This window comes from Xanthomonas bonasiae (assembly GCF_014836395.1).
Lineage (GTDB): Bacteria > Pseudomonadota > Gammaproteobacteria > Xanthomonadales > Xanthomonadaceae > Xanthomonas_A > Xanthomonas_A bonasiae.
On the sequence record NZ_JACSQX010000025.1, the window covers coordinates 1 to 16,344 of the forward strand.

A 16,344-nucleotide genomic window follows, 5' to 3' on the forward strand; every position below is an offset into this window, starting at 1 on the left:
AGCGTGGTCTTGCCGTGGTCGACGTGACCGATGGTGCCGACGTTGACGTGCGGCTTGGTGCGCTCGAACTTACCCTTTGCCATGATGTATTTACCTTGTAATTCGTAATGGGGGACAAGGGAGCGGGATGCGGGACTGGCTATGCCCGCATCCCGAATCCCGTCTCACTGATGTCAGCTTTTCTTGATGACCGATTCGGCGATGTTGGCCGGCGCTTCGGCGTAATGGTCGAATTCCATCGAGAACGTGGCGCGACCCTGCGACATGGAGCGCAGCGTGGTGGCGTAGCCGAACATTTCGCCCAGCGGCACCATCGCGTTGATCACCTTGCCGGACGGACTGTCGTCCTGGCCCTGCAGGATGCCGCGACGACGGCTGACGTCGCCCATCACGTCGCCCAGATAGTCTTCCGGGGTCACCACTTCGACCTTCATGATCGGCTCCAGCAGGACCGGGCTGGCCTTGTTGAAGCCTTCCTTGAAGCCCATCGAGCCGGCGATCTTGAACGCCATTTCCGAGGAGTCGACGTCATGGTACGAACCGTCGATCAGGCGCACCTTGATGTCCACGATCGGGTAGCCGGCCATCACGCCGTTGGCCACCGCTTCCTGGATGCCCTTGTCCACCGCCGGGATGTATTCCTTCGGCACCACGCCGCCGACGATCGCGTTCTCGAAGGTGTAGCCCAGGCCACGCTCCTGCGGCTCGATCTCGAGCACGACATGACCGTACTGGCCCTTACCGCCGGACTGGCGCACGAACTTGCCTTCCTGCTTGACCGCCTTGCGGATGGTCTCGCGGTAGGCCACCTGCGGCTTGCCGACGTTGGCTTCGACGTTGAACTCGCGCTTCATGCGGTCGACCATGATTTCCAGGTGCAACTCGCCCATGCCGCGGATGATGGTCTGGCCGGATTCTTCGTCGGTGTTGACGCGGAACGAGGGATCTTCCTGGGCCAGACGGCTCAGCGCGATACCCATCTTTTCCTGGTCCGACTTGGTCTTCGGCTCCACCGCCATCGAGATCACCGGCTCCGGGAACACCATGCGCTCCAGGATGATGATGTGGTCCTGCGCGCACAGCGTGTCGCCGGTGGTGACGTCCTTCAGGCCCACCGCCGCGGCGATGTCGCCCGCGCGCACTTCCTTGATCTCTTCGCGATTGTTGGAGTGCATCTGCAGGATGCGGCCCACGCGCTCCTTCTTCGACTTGACCGGGTTGTACACCTGGTCGCCGGAGTTCAGCGTGCCGGAGTAGACGCGGAAGAAGGTCAGCGAGCCCACGAACGGATCGGTCATGATCTTGAACGCCAGCGCCGAGAACGGCGCGGTGTCGGTGGCCGGACGGCTGTCTTCCTTGTCGTCCTCGTCGATGCCCTTGACCGGCGGACGGTCACTGGGCGACGGCAGCAGCTGGATCACGCCGTCGAGCATCGCCTGCACGCCCTTGTTCTTGAACGCGGTGCCGCAGTACACCGGCACCACTTCCACCTTCAGGGTGCGCTCGCGCAGGCCGCTGACGATTTCCTCTTCGGACAGCTCGCCCTCGTTGAGGTACTTGTCCATCAGCTCTTCGTTGGCCTCGGCCGCGGCCTCGACCATGAACGCGCGCGCCTCGACGGCCTTGTCGGCCAGGTTGGCGGGGATCTCGCGGTACTCGAACACGGTGCCCTGCGAAGCGGTATCCCAGTGGACCGCCTTCATCTTGAGCAGGTCGACCACGCCCTCGAAGCCGTCCTCGGCGCCGATCGGCACCTGCATCGGCACCGGGTAGGCACCCAGGCGCGACTTCAGCTGCTCGACCACCTTGTCGAAGTTGGCGCCGGTACGGTCCATCTTGTTGACGAAGGCAAGACGCGGCACCGCGTACTTGTTGGCCTGGCGCCACACGGTCTCGGACTGCGGCTGCACGCCGCCGACCGCGCACAGAACGAACACCGCGCCGTCGAGCACGCGCAGCGAACGCTCGACTTCGATGGTGAAGTCGACGTGCCCGGGGGTGTCGATGATGTTGAAGCGGTGCTGCGGCAGCGACTTGTCCATGCCGCTCCAGAACGCGGTGGTCGCGGCGGAGGTGATGGTGATGCCACGCTCCTGCTCCTGCTCCATCCAGTCCATCGTCGCGGCACCGTCATGCACCTCGCCGATCTTGTGGCTGACGCCGGTGTAGAACAGGATGCGTTCGGAGGTGGTGGTCTTGCCGGCATCGATGTGGGCCATGATGCCGAAGTTGCGGTAACGCTCGATGGGAGTGTTGCGGGCCACAGGGAGCCTCTCAGAATTCTTGGATTGCGGATGGCCGAACGCCGCCTTGCGGCGGCCTTCGGATTTGTGCAGCGCTCAGCGGCGCCGCTAGCAGCACATATAGATTGTGCTGACGGGCCCTGTTTCCAAGGCCCGGAAGGTCACCAGCGGTAATGCGCGAACGCCTTGTTCGCTTCCGCCATGCGGTGGGTTTCTTCACGCTTCTTGATGGCGCCACCACGGTTTTCCGAGGCGTCGACCAGCTCGGCCGCGAGCTTGCGCGGCATCGAGTTCTCGCCGCGCTTGCGCGCCGAGTCGATCAGCCAGCGCATGGCCAGCGCCATGCGACGGGAGGAACGCACCTCGACCGGCACCTGGTACGTGGCACCGCCGACGCGACGCGACTTGACTTCGACCGCCGGAGCGACGTTGTCCAGTGCCTTCTGCACCAGCTCGACCGCGTTCGGGCTTTTCTCGCCGATGACGTCCATTGCGCCATAGACGATCTTTTCGGCGACCGACTTCTTGCCGCTCAGCATCACCATGTTGATGAACCGGGCGATGGTTTCGCTGCCGTGCTTGGGATCCGGCAGGACGGTGCGCTGCGGAGTAGAACCTTTACGAGACATTTGTGTGCTTTCCCTTAGCTCTTCGGACGCTTGGCGCCGTACTTGGAACGACCCTGGCGACGCTTGGCGACGCCGGCGGCATCGAGCGAACCGCGCACGGTGTGGTAGCGCACGCCCGGCAGATCCTTGACGCGACCGCCGCGGATCAGGACCACGGAGTGCTCCTGCAGGTTGTGGCCTTCGCCGCCGATGTAGCTGATGACCTCTTCCTGGTTCGTCAGGCGCACCTTGGCGACCTTACGCAGGGCCGAGTTCGGCTTCTTCGGGGTGGTGGTGTACACGCGCGTGCAGACGCCACGGCGCTGCGGGCACTTGTCAAGCGCCGGGGAGGCGCTCTTGTAGGTGGTCGCCTGCCGCGGCTTGCGGACCAGCTGGTTGATCGTCGCCATCAGTGGATTCTTCTGATTGAGGCCGTGGGGCCTGGATGCGTGAAAACGAAGGCAGGCCGAAGGACGGCCTGCCGAGACAGGAAAGTATAGCGGGCAAGTAAAAGCTCCGTCAACTCAACGGAAACTTAACTTGCTGGTCCCTCCCGGACCGGAACACGGGGCGCGTCCGCTGCGCCCCCTTTCGCTTGGTACGACCGGCCCCGCGCACGGGGCCGATCGGGCTCACTCTTCGCTGCTGGCAGCCGCCGGTGCGGGCGTTTCGACCGCCGGCTCGGCGTTGCCGCCGGACAGGGTCTGCATCTCCGACTCGGTCAGGCCGCTGGAGTTGCGACGGCGCAGGCTGTGGTAGGCCAGGCCGGTGCCGGCCGGGATCAGGCGGCCGACGATCACGTTTTCCTTCAGGCCGCGCAGCGTATCGCTGGTGCCGCGGACCGCCGCCTCGGTGAGGACGCGGGTGGTTTCCTGGAACGACGCCGCCGAGATGAACGACTCGGTGGCCAGCGAGGCCTTGGTGATGCCCAGCAGCACCGGGTCGTACTTGGCCGGCAGTTCGTTGCGGGTCGCCAGGCGGGCATTTTCCTCGATGACGCGCTGGCGCTCGGCCTGCTCGCCGTTGAGGAACTTGCTGTTGCCCTGGTCGGTGATCTCGACCTTGCGCAGCATCTGCCGGGTGATGACCTCGATGTGCTTGTCGTTGATCTTCACGCCCTGCAGGCGATACACGTCCTGGATTTCCTTGACCAGGTAGGCGGCCAGCGGCTCCACGCCGAGCAGGCGCAGGATGTCCTGCGGGCTCGGCTCGCCGTCGACCACGGTCTCGCCCTTGGCCACGTGCTCGCCTTCGAACACGATGATCTGGCGGTACTTCGGGATCAGCTCTTCGTGTTCCGAACCATCGGTGTCCTTGATGATCAGGCGCTGCTTGCCCTTGGTGTCCTTGCCGAAGCTGATGATGCCCGAGCGCTCGGCCAGGATCGCGGGATCCTTCGGCTTGCGCGCTTCGAACAGATCGGCCACGCGCGGCAGACCACCGGTGATGTCGCGGGTCTTCGACGCTTCCTGCGGGATCTTGGCGACCACGTCGCCCACGCCCACCGCCGCACCGTCCTGCAGGTTGACGATCGAGCGCGGCGGCAGCAGGTACTGCGCCGGCAGATCGGTGCCCGGGATGGTCAGGTCGTTGCCCTTGCCGTCGACGATGCGCACGATCGGGCGCAGGTCCTTGGCCTGGGTGCCGCGACGCTTCGGATCGGTGATCTCGCGCGAGGCCAGGCCGGTCAGGTCGTCGGTCTTCTCGATGACGGTGACGCCGTCGATGAAGTCGATGAAGCGGATGAAACCGGCCACTTCCGACACGATCGGGTGGTTATGCGGATCCCAGTTGGCGACCGACTGGCCGGCCTTGACCGCGTCGCCGTCCTTCGCGGTGATCGTGGCGCCGTAGGCCAGCTTGTAGCGCTCGCGCTCGCGGCCGTGGCCGTCGAGCACCGACAGTTCGCCCGAACGCGACACCGCCACCAGCGAACCGTTGGCGTGCTCGACCGACTTGAGGTTGTTGAACTTGATCGAACCGGTGGTCTTGACCGTGATGTTGTCCACCGCCGCCGCACGCGAGGCCGCGCCGCCGATGTGGAACGTACGCATGGTCAGCTGGGTACCCGGCTCGCCGATCGACTGCGCGGCGATGACGCCGACCGCTTCGCCGATGTTGACCAGGTGACCGCGCGCCAGGTCGCGGCCGTAGCAGCGGGCGCACACGCCGAACGAGGATTCGCAGGTGATCGTGGAGCGCACCTTCAGCGTCTGCACGCCGGCCTCTTCCAGCTTGGCCACCCACTGCTCGTCGAGCAGCGTGTTGCGGGTGACGATCGGATCCTCGTCGTTGCCCGGCAGGAACACGTCCTCGGCCACCACGCGGCCGAGCACGCGATCCTTCAACGGCTCGACCACGTCGCCGCCTTCCACGATCGGGGTCATGGTCAGGCCGTCGCTGGTGCCGCAATCCGGCTCGGTGATGACCACGTCCTGCGCCACGTCGACCAGACGCCGGGTCAGGTAACCCGAGTTGGCGGTCTTCAGCGCGGTATCGGCCAGACCCTTACGCGCGCCGTGGGTGGAGTTGAAGTACTCCTGCACGTTCAGGCCTTCGCGGAAGTTGGCCTTGATCGGGGTCTCGATGATCGAGCCGTCCGGACGCGCCATCAGGCCGCGCATACCGGCCAGCTGACGGATCTGCGCCTGGCTACCACGCGCGCCGGAGTCGGCCATGATGTACAGGGAGTTCATCGACTTCTGGTCGATGATCTCGCCCTTGGCATTGGTGACCTTCTCGGTACCGATGGTGTCCATCATCGCCTTGGCGATGCGCTCGTTGGTGCGCGACCAGATGTCCACGACCTTGTTGTAGCGCTCGCCGGCGGTGACCAGACCGGACTGGTACTGCTCCTGGATTTCCAGCACTTCCTGCTCGGCTTCGCCGAGGATGCCCTTCTTCTCCGACGGGATCAGCATGTCGTCGATGCCGATCGACACGCCGGCGCGGGTCGCGTAGGCGAAGCCGGTGTACATCAGCTTGTCGGCGAACACGACGCTGTCCTTCAGGCCCAGCTGGCGGTAGCTGGAGTTGATCAGGCGGCTGATGTTCTTCTTGGTCAGCTCGGTGTTGGCCAGCGCGAACGGCAGGCCTTCCGGCAGGATTTCGGCCAGCAGCGCGCGCCCGATCGTGGTGTCCACGATCGAGGTCTTCTTGCTGCGGTTGCCGTCCTCGTCGATCACCGTCTCGGTGATACGGACCTTGACCTTGGCGTGCAGTTCGACCACGCGGTTGTCGTAGGCGCGCTTCACTTCGGCGATGTTGGCGAACACCATGCCCTCGCCCTTCTTGTTCTCCAGGGCGCGGCTCATGTAGTACAGGCCCAGCACCACGTCCTGCGACGGCACGATGATCGGCTCGCCGTTGGCCGGCGACAGGATGTTGTTGGTGGACATCATCAGCGCGCGCGCTTCCAGCTGCGCTTCCAGCGACAGCGGCACGTGCACGGCCATCTGGTCGCCGTCGAAGTCGGCGTTGAACGCGGTACACACCAGCGGATGCAGCTGGATCGCCTTGCCTTCGATCAGCACCGGCTCGAACGCCTGGATGCCAAGACGGTGCAGGGTCGGCGCACGGTTCAGCAGCACCGGATGCTCGCGGATGACCTCTTCCAGGATGTCCCAGACTTCGGCTTCTTCGCGCTCGACCAGCTTCTTGGCGGCCTTGATGGTGGTGGCCAGGCCGCGACGCTGCAGCTTGGCGAACACGAACGGCTTGAACAGCTCCAGCGCCATCTTCTTCGGCAGGCCGCACTCGTGCAGGCGCAGGGTCGGGCCGACCACGATGACCGAACGGCCGGAGTAGTCGACGCGCTTGCCGAGCAGGTTCTGGCGGAACCGGCCCTGCTTGCCCTTGATCATGTCGGCCAGCGACTTCAAAGGCCTCTTGTTCGTGCCGGTGATGGCACGGCCGCGGCGGCCGTTGTCCAGCAGCGCATCCACCGATTCCTGCAGCATGCGCTTCTCGTTGCGCACGATGATGTCCGGCGCGTTGAGCTCGAGCAGGCGGCGCAGGCGGTTGTTGCGGTTGATGACGCGGCGGTACAGGTCGTTCAGATCGGAGGTCGCGAAGCGGCCGCCGTCCAGCGGCACCAGCGGGCGCAGATCCGGCGGCAGCACCGGCAGCACGGTCATCACCATCCACTCCGGACGGTTGCCCGACTCGAGGAAGGCTTCGACCAGCTTGATGCGCTTGGTCAGACGCTTGAGCTTGGTTTCCGACCCGGTGCCGGCGATCTCTTCGCGCAGGCGGGTCATTTCCGACTGCAGGTCGATCGTGCGCAGCAGCTCGTACACCGCCTCGGCGCCCATCGCGGCGTCGAAGTCGTCGCCGTGCTCCTGGCGCGCGGTGAGGAACTGCTCTTCGGTCAGCAGCTGGCGGCGCTCCAGGGCGGTCAGGCCCGGCTCGGTCACCACGTAGGCTTCGAAGTACAGCACGCGCTCGATGTCGCGCAGGGTCATGTCCAGCATCAGGCCGATGCGCGACGGCAGCGACTTCAGGAACCAGATGTGCGCGACCGGCGAGGCCAGGTCGATGTGGCCCATGCGCTCGCGGCGCACCTTGGCCAGGGTCACTTCGGTGCCGCACTTCTCGCAGACCACGCCACGGTGCTTCATGCGCTTGTACTTGCCGCACAGGCACTCGTAGTCCTTGATCGGACCGAAGATGGCGGCGCAGAACAGGCCGTCGCGCTCGGGCTTGAAGGTACGGTAGTTGATCGTTTCCGGCTTCTTCACTTCGCCGAAGGACCACGAGCGGATCAGGTCCGGCGAGGCCAGCGCGATCTTGATCGCGTCGAAGTCCAGCGTCTGGCGCTGCTGGTTGAAGAGGTTGAGCAGGTCTTTCATGGTGTTTCTCCGAAAGGAGGAATACGTGTCGATGGGCTGTCAGAGCGCTGCGGCGGCCCGGATGCCGTTGGGCATCCGCGCCTGCGCGATCAGTCTTCCAGTTCCATGTTGATGGCCAGCGAGCGGATTTCCTTCACCAGGACGTTGAAGGATTCCGGCATGCCCGCGACCATCTCGTGCTCGCCGTCGACGATGTTCTTGTACATCTGGTTGCGGCCCTGCACGTCGTCGGACTTCACCGTCAGCATTTCCTGCAGGGTGTAGGCCGCGCCGTAGGCTTCCAGCGCCCAGACTTCCATTTCGCCGAAGCGCTGGCCGCCGAACTGCGCCTTGCCGCCCAGCGGCTGCTGGGTGACGAGCGAGTAAGGACCGGTGGAGCGCGCGTGCATCTTGTCGTCGACCAGGTGGTTCAGCTTCAGCATGTGCATGTAGCCGACCGTGGTGTGGCGATCGAACGCCTCGCCGGTGCGGCCGTCGTACAGCTGGGTCTGGCCGCTGATCGGCAGGTCGGCGAGTTCGAGCATGTGCTTGATCTCCGCTTCGGTGGCGCCGTCGAACACCGGGGTGGCCATCGGCACGCCGTCGGTCAGGTTCTTCGACAGGGCCAGCAGCTCGGCGTCGCTGAACTGATCCAGATCCACACGGTCCTCGCCCAGCTTCTGGTCGTGGTTGTAGATCTGGGTCAGGAACTTGCGCAGGTCGGCGACCTTGGCCTGGGCCTCGAGCATGTTCTGGATCTTGCGACCCAGGCCCTTGGCGGCCCAGCCCAGATGCACTTCCAGCACCTGGCCGATGTTCATGCGCGACGGCACGCCGAGCGGGTTCAGCACGATGTCCACGGTCTCGCCGTTGGCCATGTACGGCATGTCTTCGATCGGCTGGATCATCGACACGACACCCTTGTTGCCGTGGCGACCGGCCATCTTGTCGCCGGGCTGGATGCGGCGCTTCACCGCCAGGAACACCTTGACCATCTTCAGCACGCCCGGGGCGAGGTCGTCGCCGGCGGTGATCTTGCCGCGCTTGTCGGCGAAGCGACGCTCGAATTCCTTCTCGTGCGCCTGGATCTGCTTCTGCGCGCGCTCGATCGCGTCCGACGGCTCCTCGTCCTTCATCCGCAGCGCGAACCAGTCGGACTTCTTCAGCCCGTCCAGGTACGCGTCGGTGACGGTGTCGCCCTTCTTCAGGTTCGGACCGCCGTTGGCGACCTTGCCGATCAGCTGGGTGCGCAGACGCGCATAGATCGCGCTTTCCAGGATGCGGAACTGGTCGTCGAAGTCCTTCTTGACCCGCTTGATCTCGTTTTCCTCGATCTGGCGGGCGCGCTTGTCCTTCTCGATGCCGTCGCGGGTGAACACCTGCACGTCGATGACGGTGCCGTCCATGCCCGGCGGCACGCGCAGCGAGCTGTCCTTCACGTCCGAGGCCTTCTCGCCGAAGATCGCGCGCAGCAGCTTCTCTTCCGGGGTCAGCTGGCTCTCGCCCTTCGGCGTGACCTTGCCGACCATGATGTCGCCGGCACGCACTTCGGCGCCGATGTACACCACGCCCGACTCGTCCAGACGGTTCAGCGCCTGCTCGGACACGTTCGGGATATCGGCGGAGATTTCCTCCGGTCCCAGCTTGGTGTCGCGCGCCACGCAGGTCAGCTCTTCGATGTGGATCGTGGTGTAACGATCCTCTTCCACCACGCGCTCGGAGAGCAGGATGGAGTCTTCGAAGTTGTAGCCGTTCCACGGCATGAACGCGATCAGCATGTTCTGGCCCAGGGCCAGCTCGCCGATGTCGGTCGAGGGGCCGTCGGCCAGCACGTCGCCGCGCGCGATCACGTCGCCCACATTGACCAGCGGACGCTGGTTGATGCAGGTGTTCTGGTTGGAACGCGTGTACTTGATCAGGTTGTAGATGTCGACGCCGGCATCGGTGCCGCCGCCGATCTCTTCCTCGTTGACCTTGACCACGATGCGGCCGGCGTCGATCTGCTCGATCACGCCGCCACGGCGGGCGTTCACGGTCACGCCCGAGTCGCGCGCCACGGCGCGCTCGATGCCGGTACCGACCAGCGGCTTCTGCGCACGCAGCGTCGGCACGGCCTGGCGCTGCATGTTCGCGCCCATCAGTGCGCGGTTGGCGTCATCGTGCTCCAGGAACGGCACCAGCGCCGCCGCGATGGACACGGTCTGCATCGGCGACACGTCCATGAAGTGCACTTCGGCCGGCGGCTTCAGCAGCGACTCGCCCTGGTAGCGGCACGGCACGAACTGCTCGGTCAGGCGGCTCTTGGAATCGTGCAGCGCGTTGGCCTGCGCGATCACGTACTCGTTCTCTTCGATCGCCGACAGGTACTCGACGTCGTCGGTGATCTGGCCGTCCACGACCTTCCGGTACGGCGTCTCCAGGAAGCCGTACTGGTTGGTGCGGGCATACACCGCCAGCGAGTTGATCAGGCCGATGTTCGGGCCTTCCGGCGTCTCGATGGTGCAGACGCGGCCGTAGTGGGTCGGATGCACGTCGCGCACTTCGAAGCCGGCGCGCTCGCGGGTCAGGCCGCCCGGGCCCAGCGCGGAAACGCGGCGCTTGTGCGTCACTTCCGACAGCGGGTTGTTCTGGTCCATGAACTGCGACAGCTGCGAGGAGCCGAAGAACTCCTTGATCGCGGCGGCCACCGGCTTGGCGTTGATCAGCTCCTGCGGGGTCAGGCCTTCGGACTCGGCCATCGACAGGCGCTCCTTGACCGCGCGCTCGACGCGGACCAGGCCGACGCGGAACACGTTCTCGGCCATTTCGCCGACCGAACGCACGCGACGGTTGCCCAGGTGATCGATGTCGTCGACCACGCCGCGGCCGTTGCGGATCTCGGTCAGGACCTTGATCACTTCCAGGATGTCGGAGCTGTCGGCATGCTCGGCGACCAGGCGCTTGGACTCTTCGTCGTTGCGCTCGCCGAAGTACTTCTTGTCGTACAGCACCGACTCGCCGGTGACTTCCTTGCGGCCGACACGGCGGTTGAACTTCATGCGGCCGACCGTGGACAGGTCGTAGCGCTCGAAGGTGAAGAACAGGTTGTGGAACAGGTTCTGCGCGGCGTCCTTGGTCGGCGGCTCGCCGGGACGCATCATGCGGTAGATCTCGACCAGCGCTTCCAGCTGGGTCTTGGTCGGATCGATGCGCAGAGTGTTGGACAGGTACGGACCACGATCCAGATCGTTGACCCACAGCGTGCCCACGGCATCGACGCCGGCCTTGCGGAACGCGGTCAGCTGATCTTCGCTGATCTCGTCGTTGGCGCTGGCCAGCAGTTCGCCAGTGGAGGCATCGACCACGTCGTGCGACAGGATGCGGCCGACCAGGTACTCGTCGGGCACGGCCAGCGCGGCGACGCCGGCGGCTTCGAGCTGCTTGACGTGGCGCGCGGTGATGCGCTTGCCGGCCTCGACGATGACCTTGTCGCCATCGGCCAGGTCGAAGTTCAGCGTCTCGCCGCGCAGGCGCTCGGGCACCAGTTCCAGCTGCACGCCTTCCTTGGGGTCGATGTGGAAGGTGTTGATCTCGAAGAACTCGGCCAGCATCTCTTCGTTCGAGTAGCCGAGCGCGCGCAGCAGGATCGACACCGGCAGCTTGCGGCGGCGGTCGATACGGGTGAACAGCGCGTCCTTCGGGTCGAACTCGAAGTCCAGCCAGGAACCGCGGTACGGGATGATGCGGGCGCTGTACAGCAGCTTGCCCGAGCTGTGGGTCTTGCCGCGGTCGTGGTCGAAGAACACGCCCGGCGAACGGTGCAGCTGCGAGACGATGACGCGCTCGGTACCGTTGACGATGAAGGTGCCGTTGTCGGTCATCAGCGGGATCTCGCCGAGGTAGACCTCCTGCTCCTTCACGTACTTGATGGCCTTGGTCGAGGACTCGCGGTCGTAGATCACCAGGCGCACGGTCACGCGCAGCGGAGCGCCGTAGCTCATGCCGCGCTGGCGGCATTCACGCTCGTCGAACACCGGGTCGCCCAGCTTGTAGCCGACGTACTCCAGGGCCGCGTTGCCGCTGTAGCTGGAGATCGGGAACACCGATTTCAGGGCCGCGTGCAGGCCGTGGTCCGAACGCTTGTTCGGATCGGTGTTTTCCTGCAGGAATTCGCGGTAGGAATCCACCTGGATCGCCAGCAGGAACGGCACTTCGAGGATCGAGCGCTGCTTGCCGAAATCCTTGCGGATACGCTTCTTTTCGGTGAACGAATAAGACGTCATGAGGTATCACCTTGGCTGTGCGGGCCGCGCGTCCGCGACCCTGAGTGAACATAAATTGTCAGTTGGAAGTCGCTGGTATTGCCGGCACCAGCACGCCTTCTCTTGCTACTTCCAACTACCAACTCGGTAAGGCCGAGATTGGGGATGACGGGATTCGGGATGGGCCACTCGCCCGCCACCAAATCTCCAATGCCGAATCTCTAATCCCGGCTTTGCAACAACGGCCAAAGGCCGGGGACTTGCGTCCCCAGCCTTCGATGCATCACCTGACACGCTGGCGATGCAAGATGCCGATTACTTGATTTCGACGGTCGCGCCGGCGGCCTCGAGATCCTTCTTGAACTTCTCGGAATCTTCCTTCGACACGGCTTCCTTGACGGTCTGCGGAGCACCTTCGACGAGGTCCTTCGCTTCCTTCAGGCCCAGGCCGGTGATGGCGCGGACGGCCTTAATGACTTCGACCTTCTTCTCGCCGACAGCCTTCAGGATGACGTTGAACTCGGTCTGCTCTTCGACCGGGGCGGCAGCAGCGGCCGGGCCGGCAGCGGCGACCGGGGCTGCGGCGGAAACGCCAAACTTCTCTTCGATGGCCTTGACCAGCTCCATCACTTCCATGAGGGTCTTTTCGGCGATTGCGTCGACGATCTGTTCGTTAGACAGGGACATTGTGATTACCTTTGGAATTTTTTTCTGGATGAGGTTCTAGTGAACCGTTTCAGGTGTCGCGAACTTAAGCCGTTTCGGCCGGGGCTTCTTCCGCTGCGGCGGGGGCTTCTTCGCCACCACCGAGCTTGTCGCCCACTGCCTTGACCGCGCGTGCAAACATGCTCGCCGGCTCGGCGAGGACGCGTGCCAGCATGGCCAGCGCCTGCTCGCGGGTCGGCAGCGATGCCAACACCTCGAGGTGAGCGGCCGGATACAGCTGGCCACCCATCGACACGACCTTGGTCTGCAGCTTGTCGTTACCCTTGGCGAATTCCTTGATCAGACGACCGGCAGCGCCGGGTTCTTCCGTCGAGAACGCATACAGCAGCGGACCGACCAGCGCGTCCTGGACGCACTCGTATTCGGTACCGGCAACGGCACGCGCGGCCAGGGTGTTCTTGACAACACGCAAGTACACACCGGTTTCGCGCGCCTTCTTGCGCATCGCGGTCAGCTGGGCGACCGTGATGCCGGCGTACTCGGCAGCAACCAAGGAGTGAGCCTTCGCGGCAACGTCTGCCAGTTCGGCGACGACTTCTTGCTTCTGGGACAGATTGAGAGCCATTGCACTCCTCCGTTAAAGCTGGGCTCGAGGCCGATGGTTCGAGAGTCGCAGGAGCCGTGATGCGCTCTTGCCACTCTCCAATCCCGAATCCCGAATCCCTGCTTCAAACATACTCCGCTTGCGGCTCCTGCCGCTTGCGGTCCTGGGCGGCCTCCATCCTGGATGCCGGGGACGCCGAATGGCATCCCAGTTGGTGGCCGTTCCAGACCTGGAGTGAGCGCGCTCGGGAAATCCCGAACTGGCCTGAACCAGAAAAACTCCAGAAAGGCGGCACCATCTACGCCGGCGCGCCCCCGAGGGGACTGGATTAAGCGATCCCGCTGTACCGACGGCGACTCCTTGCCATATCGAGCTTCCGTGCCCGTCGTCGGTATGCGCCGACCGCGCCTGCGGTCTTTGACGGCTTCGCTCCGGGTTGCCCCTCGGCGACGCCTTCAAAAGGGTGGAACCGGCGGCGCGCCTCGCGGAGCGCCGCCGTCTCGCGATTACTTCAGGGACAGCGAAGCCTGATCGACGGTGACGCCCGGACCCATGGTCGAGCTCACCGAGATCTTCTGCAGGTAGGTGCCCTTGGACGTAGCCGGCTTGGCCTTGACCAGGTCCATCAACAGCGCCTGCAGATTGTTCTTCAGCGCATCGTCTTCGAAGCTGGCCTTGCCGATGGTGCAGTGGATGATGCCGGCCTTGTCGGTGCGGTAGCGCACCTGACCCGACTTGGCGTTCTTCACCGCTTCGGCCGGATTGGCCGACACGGTGCCGACCTTCGGGTTCGGCATCAGGCCGCGCGGGCCCAGCAGCGTGCCCAACTTGCCGACGACGCGCATCGCGTCCGGGGTGGCGATGACCACGTCGTAGTTCAGGTCGCCGGCCTGCATCTTCTCGGCCAGGTCGTCCATGCCGACGGCTTCGGCGCCAGCGGCCAGGGCTTCGTCAGCCTTGGCGCCGGCCGGGGCGAACACCGCCACGCGCACGCTCTTGCCGGTACCGGCCGGCAGCACGGTGGAACCGCGCACCTGCTGGTCGGACTTCTTGGCATCCACGCCCAGGCGCACGGCCACGTCGACGGCTTCGACGAACTTGGCCTTGCTGGTGGACTTGATGATCTTCAGCGCTTCGTCGATCGAATACGCCTTGCCCGGCTGCACGGCAGCACGGATTGCTTTCTGTCGCTTGGTCTGTGCCATCGCTTAACCCTCCACCGTCAGGCCCATGCTGCGGGCGGAACCCGCAATCGTACGCACCGCCGCTTCCAGCTCGGCTGCAGTCAGGTCGGCTTCCTTCGCCTTGGCGATCTCTTCGAGCTGCTTGCGGGTGACCTTGCCCACCTTTTCGGTGTTCGGGCGCTTGGAACCGGAGGTGACGCCTGCAGCCTTCTTCAACAGCACGCTCGCAGGGGTGCTCTTGGTGATGAAGGTGAAGGTACGGTCCGAATAGGCCGTGATGATGACCGGAGTGGGCAGGCCCGGCTCCAGCTTCTGCGTGGCGGCATTGAACGCCTTGCAGAATTCCATGATGTTCAGGCCGCGCTGACCCAGCGCAGGACCGACCGGCGGCGAGGGATTGGCCTGACCGGCCTTCACCTGCAGCTTGATGTAACCGACTACTTTCTTTGCCATTTCAGTGGTCTCCGGGTGCTAGCGCCCAACTTGCAGGCTCCCCATCGCGACGGGAAAATCACGTGTCCCGCCATCACGTTTGAAGTGCGCAGAAAGCCGCCTTGCGGCGGCTTCCGGTCCTGCCAGGCGGCGAGCCTGGACAGCGAGCCGCGCAGTATAGCAGAGATTTTGGCGTCCGGCGCAGCTGCGCCGGCGCGGGGCTCAGGCCTTCTCGACCTGGCCGAATTCCAGTTCCACCGGGGTGGACCGGCCGAAGATCAGCACCGCGACGCGCAGGCGGCTCTTCTCGTAGTTGACTTCCTCGACCACGCCGTTGAAGTCGTTGAACGGACCATCGGTGACGCGGACCATCTGGCCCGGCTCGAACAGCACCTTCGGACGCGGCTTCTCCACGCCATCCTGAACGCGCTGCAGGATCGCATCGGCTTCTTCGTCGCGGATCGGCAGCGGACGATCGGCGGTGCCGCCGATGAACCCCATCACCTTCGGGGTTTCCTTCACCAGGTGCCAGCTTTCGTTGTCGATGCGCGGGATGCCGGCCTCTTCGTGGGTCTCGATCTGCACCAGCACGTAGCCCGGGAAGAACTTGCGCTCGGAACGGCGCTTCTGGCCGGAGCGCATTTCGATCACTTCCTCGGTCGGCACCAGCACGTCACCGAAGCGCTCCTGCATCTCGTCACGCACAATGCGGTCGCGCAGCGCTTGGGCCACGGACTTCTCGAAGCCTGAATAGGCGTGAACGACATACCAACGCTTCACTGCTGCACTCTCCTCAACGACTCACGAACCACTGCATCAGCTTCTGGATCAGGAAATCGAACCCGCCCAGCAGCAGACTCAGAATGATCACCACCACGATCACGACCCAGGTGGTGCGGATCGCTTCCTGACGGGTCGGCCAGACCACCTTGCGCAGCTCGAACCGGGATTCGGAGACGAACTCGCGGGACTCGCGCCCCTTGGCGGTCAGCAGGAACACAGCGGCGGCCGCGACCAAGCCAACGATGACCGCCAGGCCACGCAGCGGCCCGGACCAGCTACCCAGCTGCGTCGCACGACTCGGCTCGCCGAACCAGAACCAGACAAACAGGCCCGCAACCACCAGCAAGGCAGCGATGACGTACTTGACGATATCGCCACCGGAGGAAGCGGCGGTGCCTTTGGAATGCTCGATCTTGCTGTTCATCCGACTCTTGCGGCTATGCGACCAAGGTCACTGGATAGGGTGCGGCAGATTGGCACGCCAGGAGGGACTCGAACCCCCAACCTGCGGTTTTGGAGACCGCTGCTCTGCCAATTGAGCTACTGGCGTGTAGTAAGAACGACTGCACTTCCCTTAGACGGCGAAGGCGGACCGAAGGTTCCGGCCCGCCCTTCGCTGAACCCGACGGCCGAAGCCGCCTGCACATCGTCAAACTGCGGCGACCGAGGTCGCCGCAGCGGGCATTACTTGATGATCTTGGCCACCACGCCGGCGCCGACGGTGCGGCCGCCTTCGCGGATCGCGAAACGCAGG

The 16,344-nt window shown here is 64.6% G+C and carries 13 protein-coding genes and 1 tRNA gene; all 14 read right to left on the minus strand.

The annotated features are described in order from the left end of the window. A partial coding sequence (locus tag H9658_RS23160) for a GTP-binding protein (protein ID WP_042615313.1) occupies positions 1-83 on the minus strand: 83 nt, incomplete at its 3' end. 90 nt (positions 84-173) lie between these two features. Then, positions 174-2,264: an elongation factor G gene (gene fusA / locus H9658_RS22550; protein ID WP_179571227.1), complete on the minus strand. Its 2,091-nt coding sequence runs from the start codon at positions 2,262-2,264 to the stop codon at positions 174-176. A gap of 140 nt (positions 2,265-2,404) precedes the next feature. Then, a complete protein-coding gene (rpsG, locus tag H9658_RS22555) occupies positions 2,405-2,872 on the minus strand; it encodes a 30S ribosomal protein S7 (protein WP_179571228.1) in 468 nt (155 codons plus the stop codon). A gap of 14 nt (positions 2,873-2,886) precedes the next feature. Beyond that, positions 2,887-3,261, minus strand: a complete 375-nt coding sequence (gene rpsL / locus H9658_RS22560; protein WP_003469157.1) for a 30S ribosomal protein S12 — start codon at positions 3,259-3,261, stop codon at positions 2,887-2,889. A gap of 222 nt (positions 3,262-3,483) precedes the next feature. Then, positions 3,484-7,701: a DNA-directed RNA polymerase subunit beta' gene (gene rpoC / locus H9658_RS22565; RefSeq protein WP_179571229.1), complete on the minus strand. Its 4,218-nt coding sequence runs from the start codon at positions 7,699-7,701 to the stop codon at positions 3,484-3,486. Between the two features lie 89 nt (positions 7,702-7,790). Beyond that, on the minus strand, positions 7,791-11,942 hold the full coding sequence (gene rpoB / locus H9658_RS22570; RefSeq protein ID WP_191827028.1) for a DNA-directed RNA polymerase subunit beta: 4,152 nt from the start codon (positions 11,940-11,942) through the stop codon (positions 7,791-7,793). A gap of 294 nt (positions 11,943-12,236) precedes the next feature. Then, positions 12,237-12,608 carry a 50S ribosomal protein L7/L12 gene (gene rplL, locus H9658_RS22575; RefSeq protein WP_003469142.1) on the minus strand — a complete coding sequence of 124 codons (372 nt, stop codon included), beginning with the start codon at positions 12,606-12,608 and terminating at the stop codon, positions 12,237-12,239. A 64-nt stretch (positions 12,609-12,672) separates the two neighbouring features. Beyond that, a complete protein-coding gene (gene rplJ, locus H9658_RS22580) occupies positions 12,673-13,212 on the minus strand; it encodes a 50S ribosomal protein L10 (protein ID WP_064537966.1) in 540 nt (179 codons plus the stop codon). Positions 13,213-13,697: 485 nt separating this feature from the next. Further along, positions 13,698-14,396, minus strand: coding sequence for a 50S ribosomal protein L1 (gene rplA / locus H9658_RS22585; protein ID WP_179571231.1), 699 nt, complete (start codon positions 14,394-14,396; stop codon positions 13,698-13,700). A gap of 3 nt (positions 14,397-14,399) precedes the next feature. After that, entirely contained in the window at positions 14,400-14,828 is a 429-nt protein-coding gene (rplK, locus tag H9658_RS22590; RefSeq protein WP_145699993.1) for a 50S ribosomal protein L11, read from the minus strand. Positions 14,829-15,029: 201 nt separating this feature from the next. Then, a complete protein-coding gene (gene nusG, locus H9658_RS22595; RefSeq protein WP_179571232.1) occupies positions 15,030-15,587 on the minus strand; it encodes a transcription termination/antitermination protein NusG in 558 nt (185 codons plus the stop codon). A gap of 13 nt (positions 15,588-15,600) precedes the next feature. Continuing rightward, entirely contained in the window at positions 15,601-16,014 is a 414-nt protein-coding gene (gene secE / locus H9658_RS22600; protein WP_179571233.1) for a preprotein translocase subunit SecE, read from the minus strand. A 50-nt stretch (positions 16,015-16,064) separates the two neighbouring features. Next, positions 16,065-16,140, minus strand: a tRNA-Trp gene (locus H9658_RS22605). 134 nt (positions 16,141-16,274) lie between these two features. Further along, the coding region (locus tag H9658_RS22610) for an EF-Tu C-terminal domain-related protein (RefSeq protein WP_078536286.1) at positions 16,275-16,344 on the minus strand (70 nt) is incomplete at its 5' end.

Coding starts and splice junctions, on each gene's coding strand:
- rpsG (WP_179571228.1), bottom strand. CDS start 2,872: ATGTCTCGTAAAGGTTCTACTCCGCAGCGCACCGTCCTGCCGGATCCC.
- rpsL (WP_003469157.1), bottom strand. CDS start 3,261: ATGGCGACGATCAACCAGCTGGTCCGCAAGCCGCGGCAGGCGACCACC.
- rpoC (WP_179571229.1), bottom strand. CDS start 7,701: ATGAAAGACCTGCTCAACCTCTTCAACCAGCAGCGCCAGACGCTGGAC.
- rpoB (WP_191827028.1), bottom strand. CDS start 11,942: ATGACGTCTTATTCGTTCACCGAAAAGAAGCGTATCCGCAAGGATTTC.
- rplL (WP_003469142.1), bottom strand. CDS start 12,608: ATGTCCCTGTCTAACGAACAGATCGTCGACGCAATCGCCGAAAAGACC.
- rplJ (WP_064537966.1), bottom strand. CDS start 13,212: ATGGCTCTCAATCTGTCCCAGAAGCAAGAAGTCGTCGCCGAACTGGCA.
- rplA (WP_179571231.1), bottom strand. CDS start 14,396: ATGGCACAGACCAAGCGACAGAAAGCAATCCGTGCTGCCGTGCAGCCG.
- rplK (WP_145699993.1), bottom strand. CDS start 14,828: ATGGCAAAGAAAGTAGTCGGTTACATCAAGCTGCAGGTGAAGGCCGGT.
- secE (WP_179571233.1), bottom strand. CDS start 16,014: ATGAACAGCAAGATCGAGCATTCCAAAGGCACCGCCGCTTCCTCCGGT.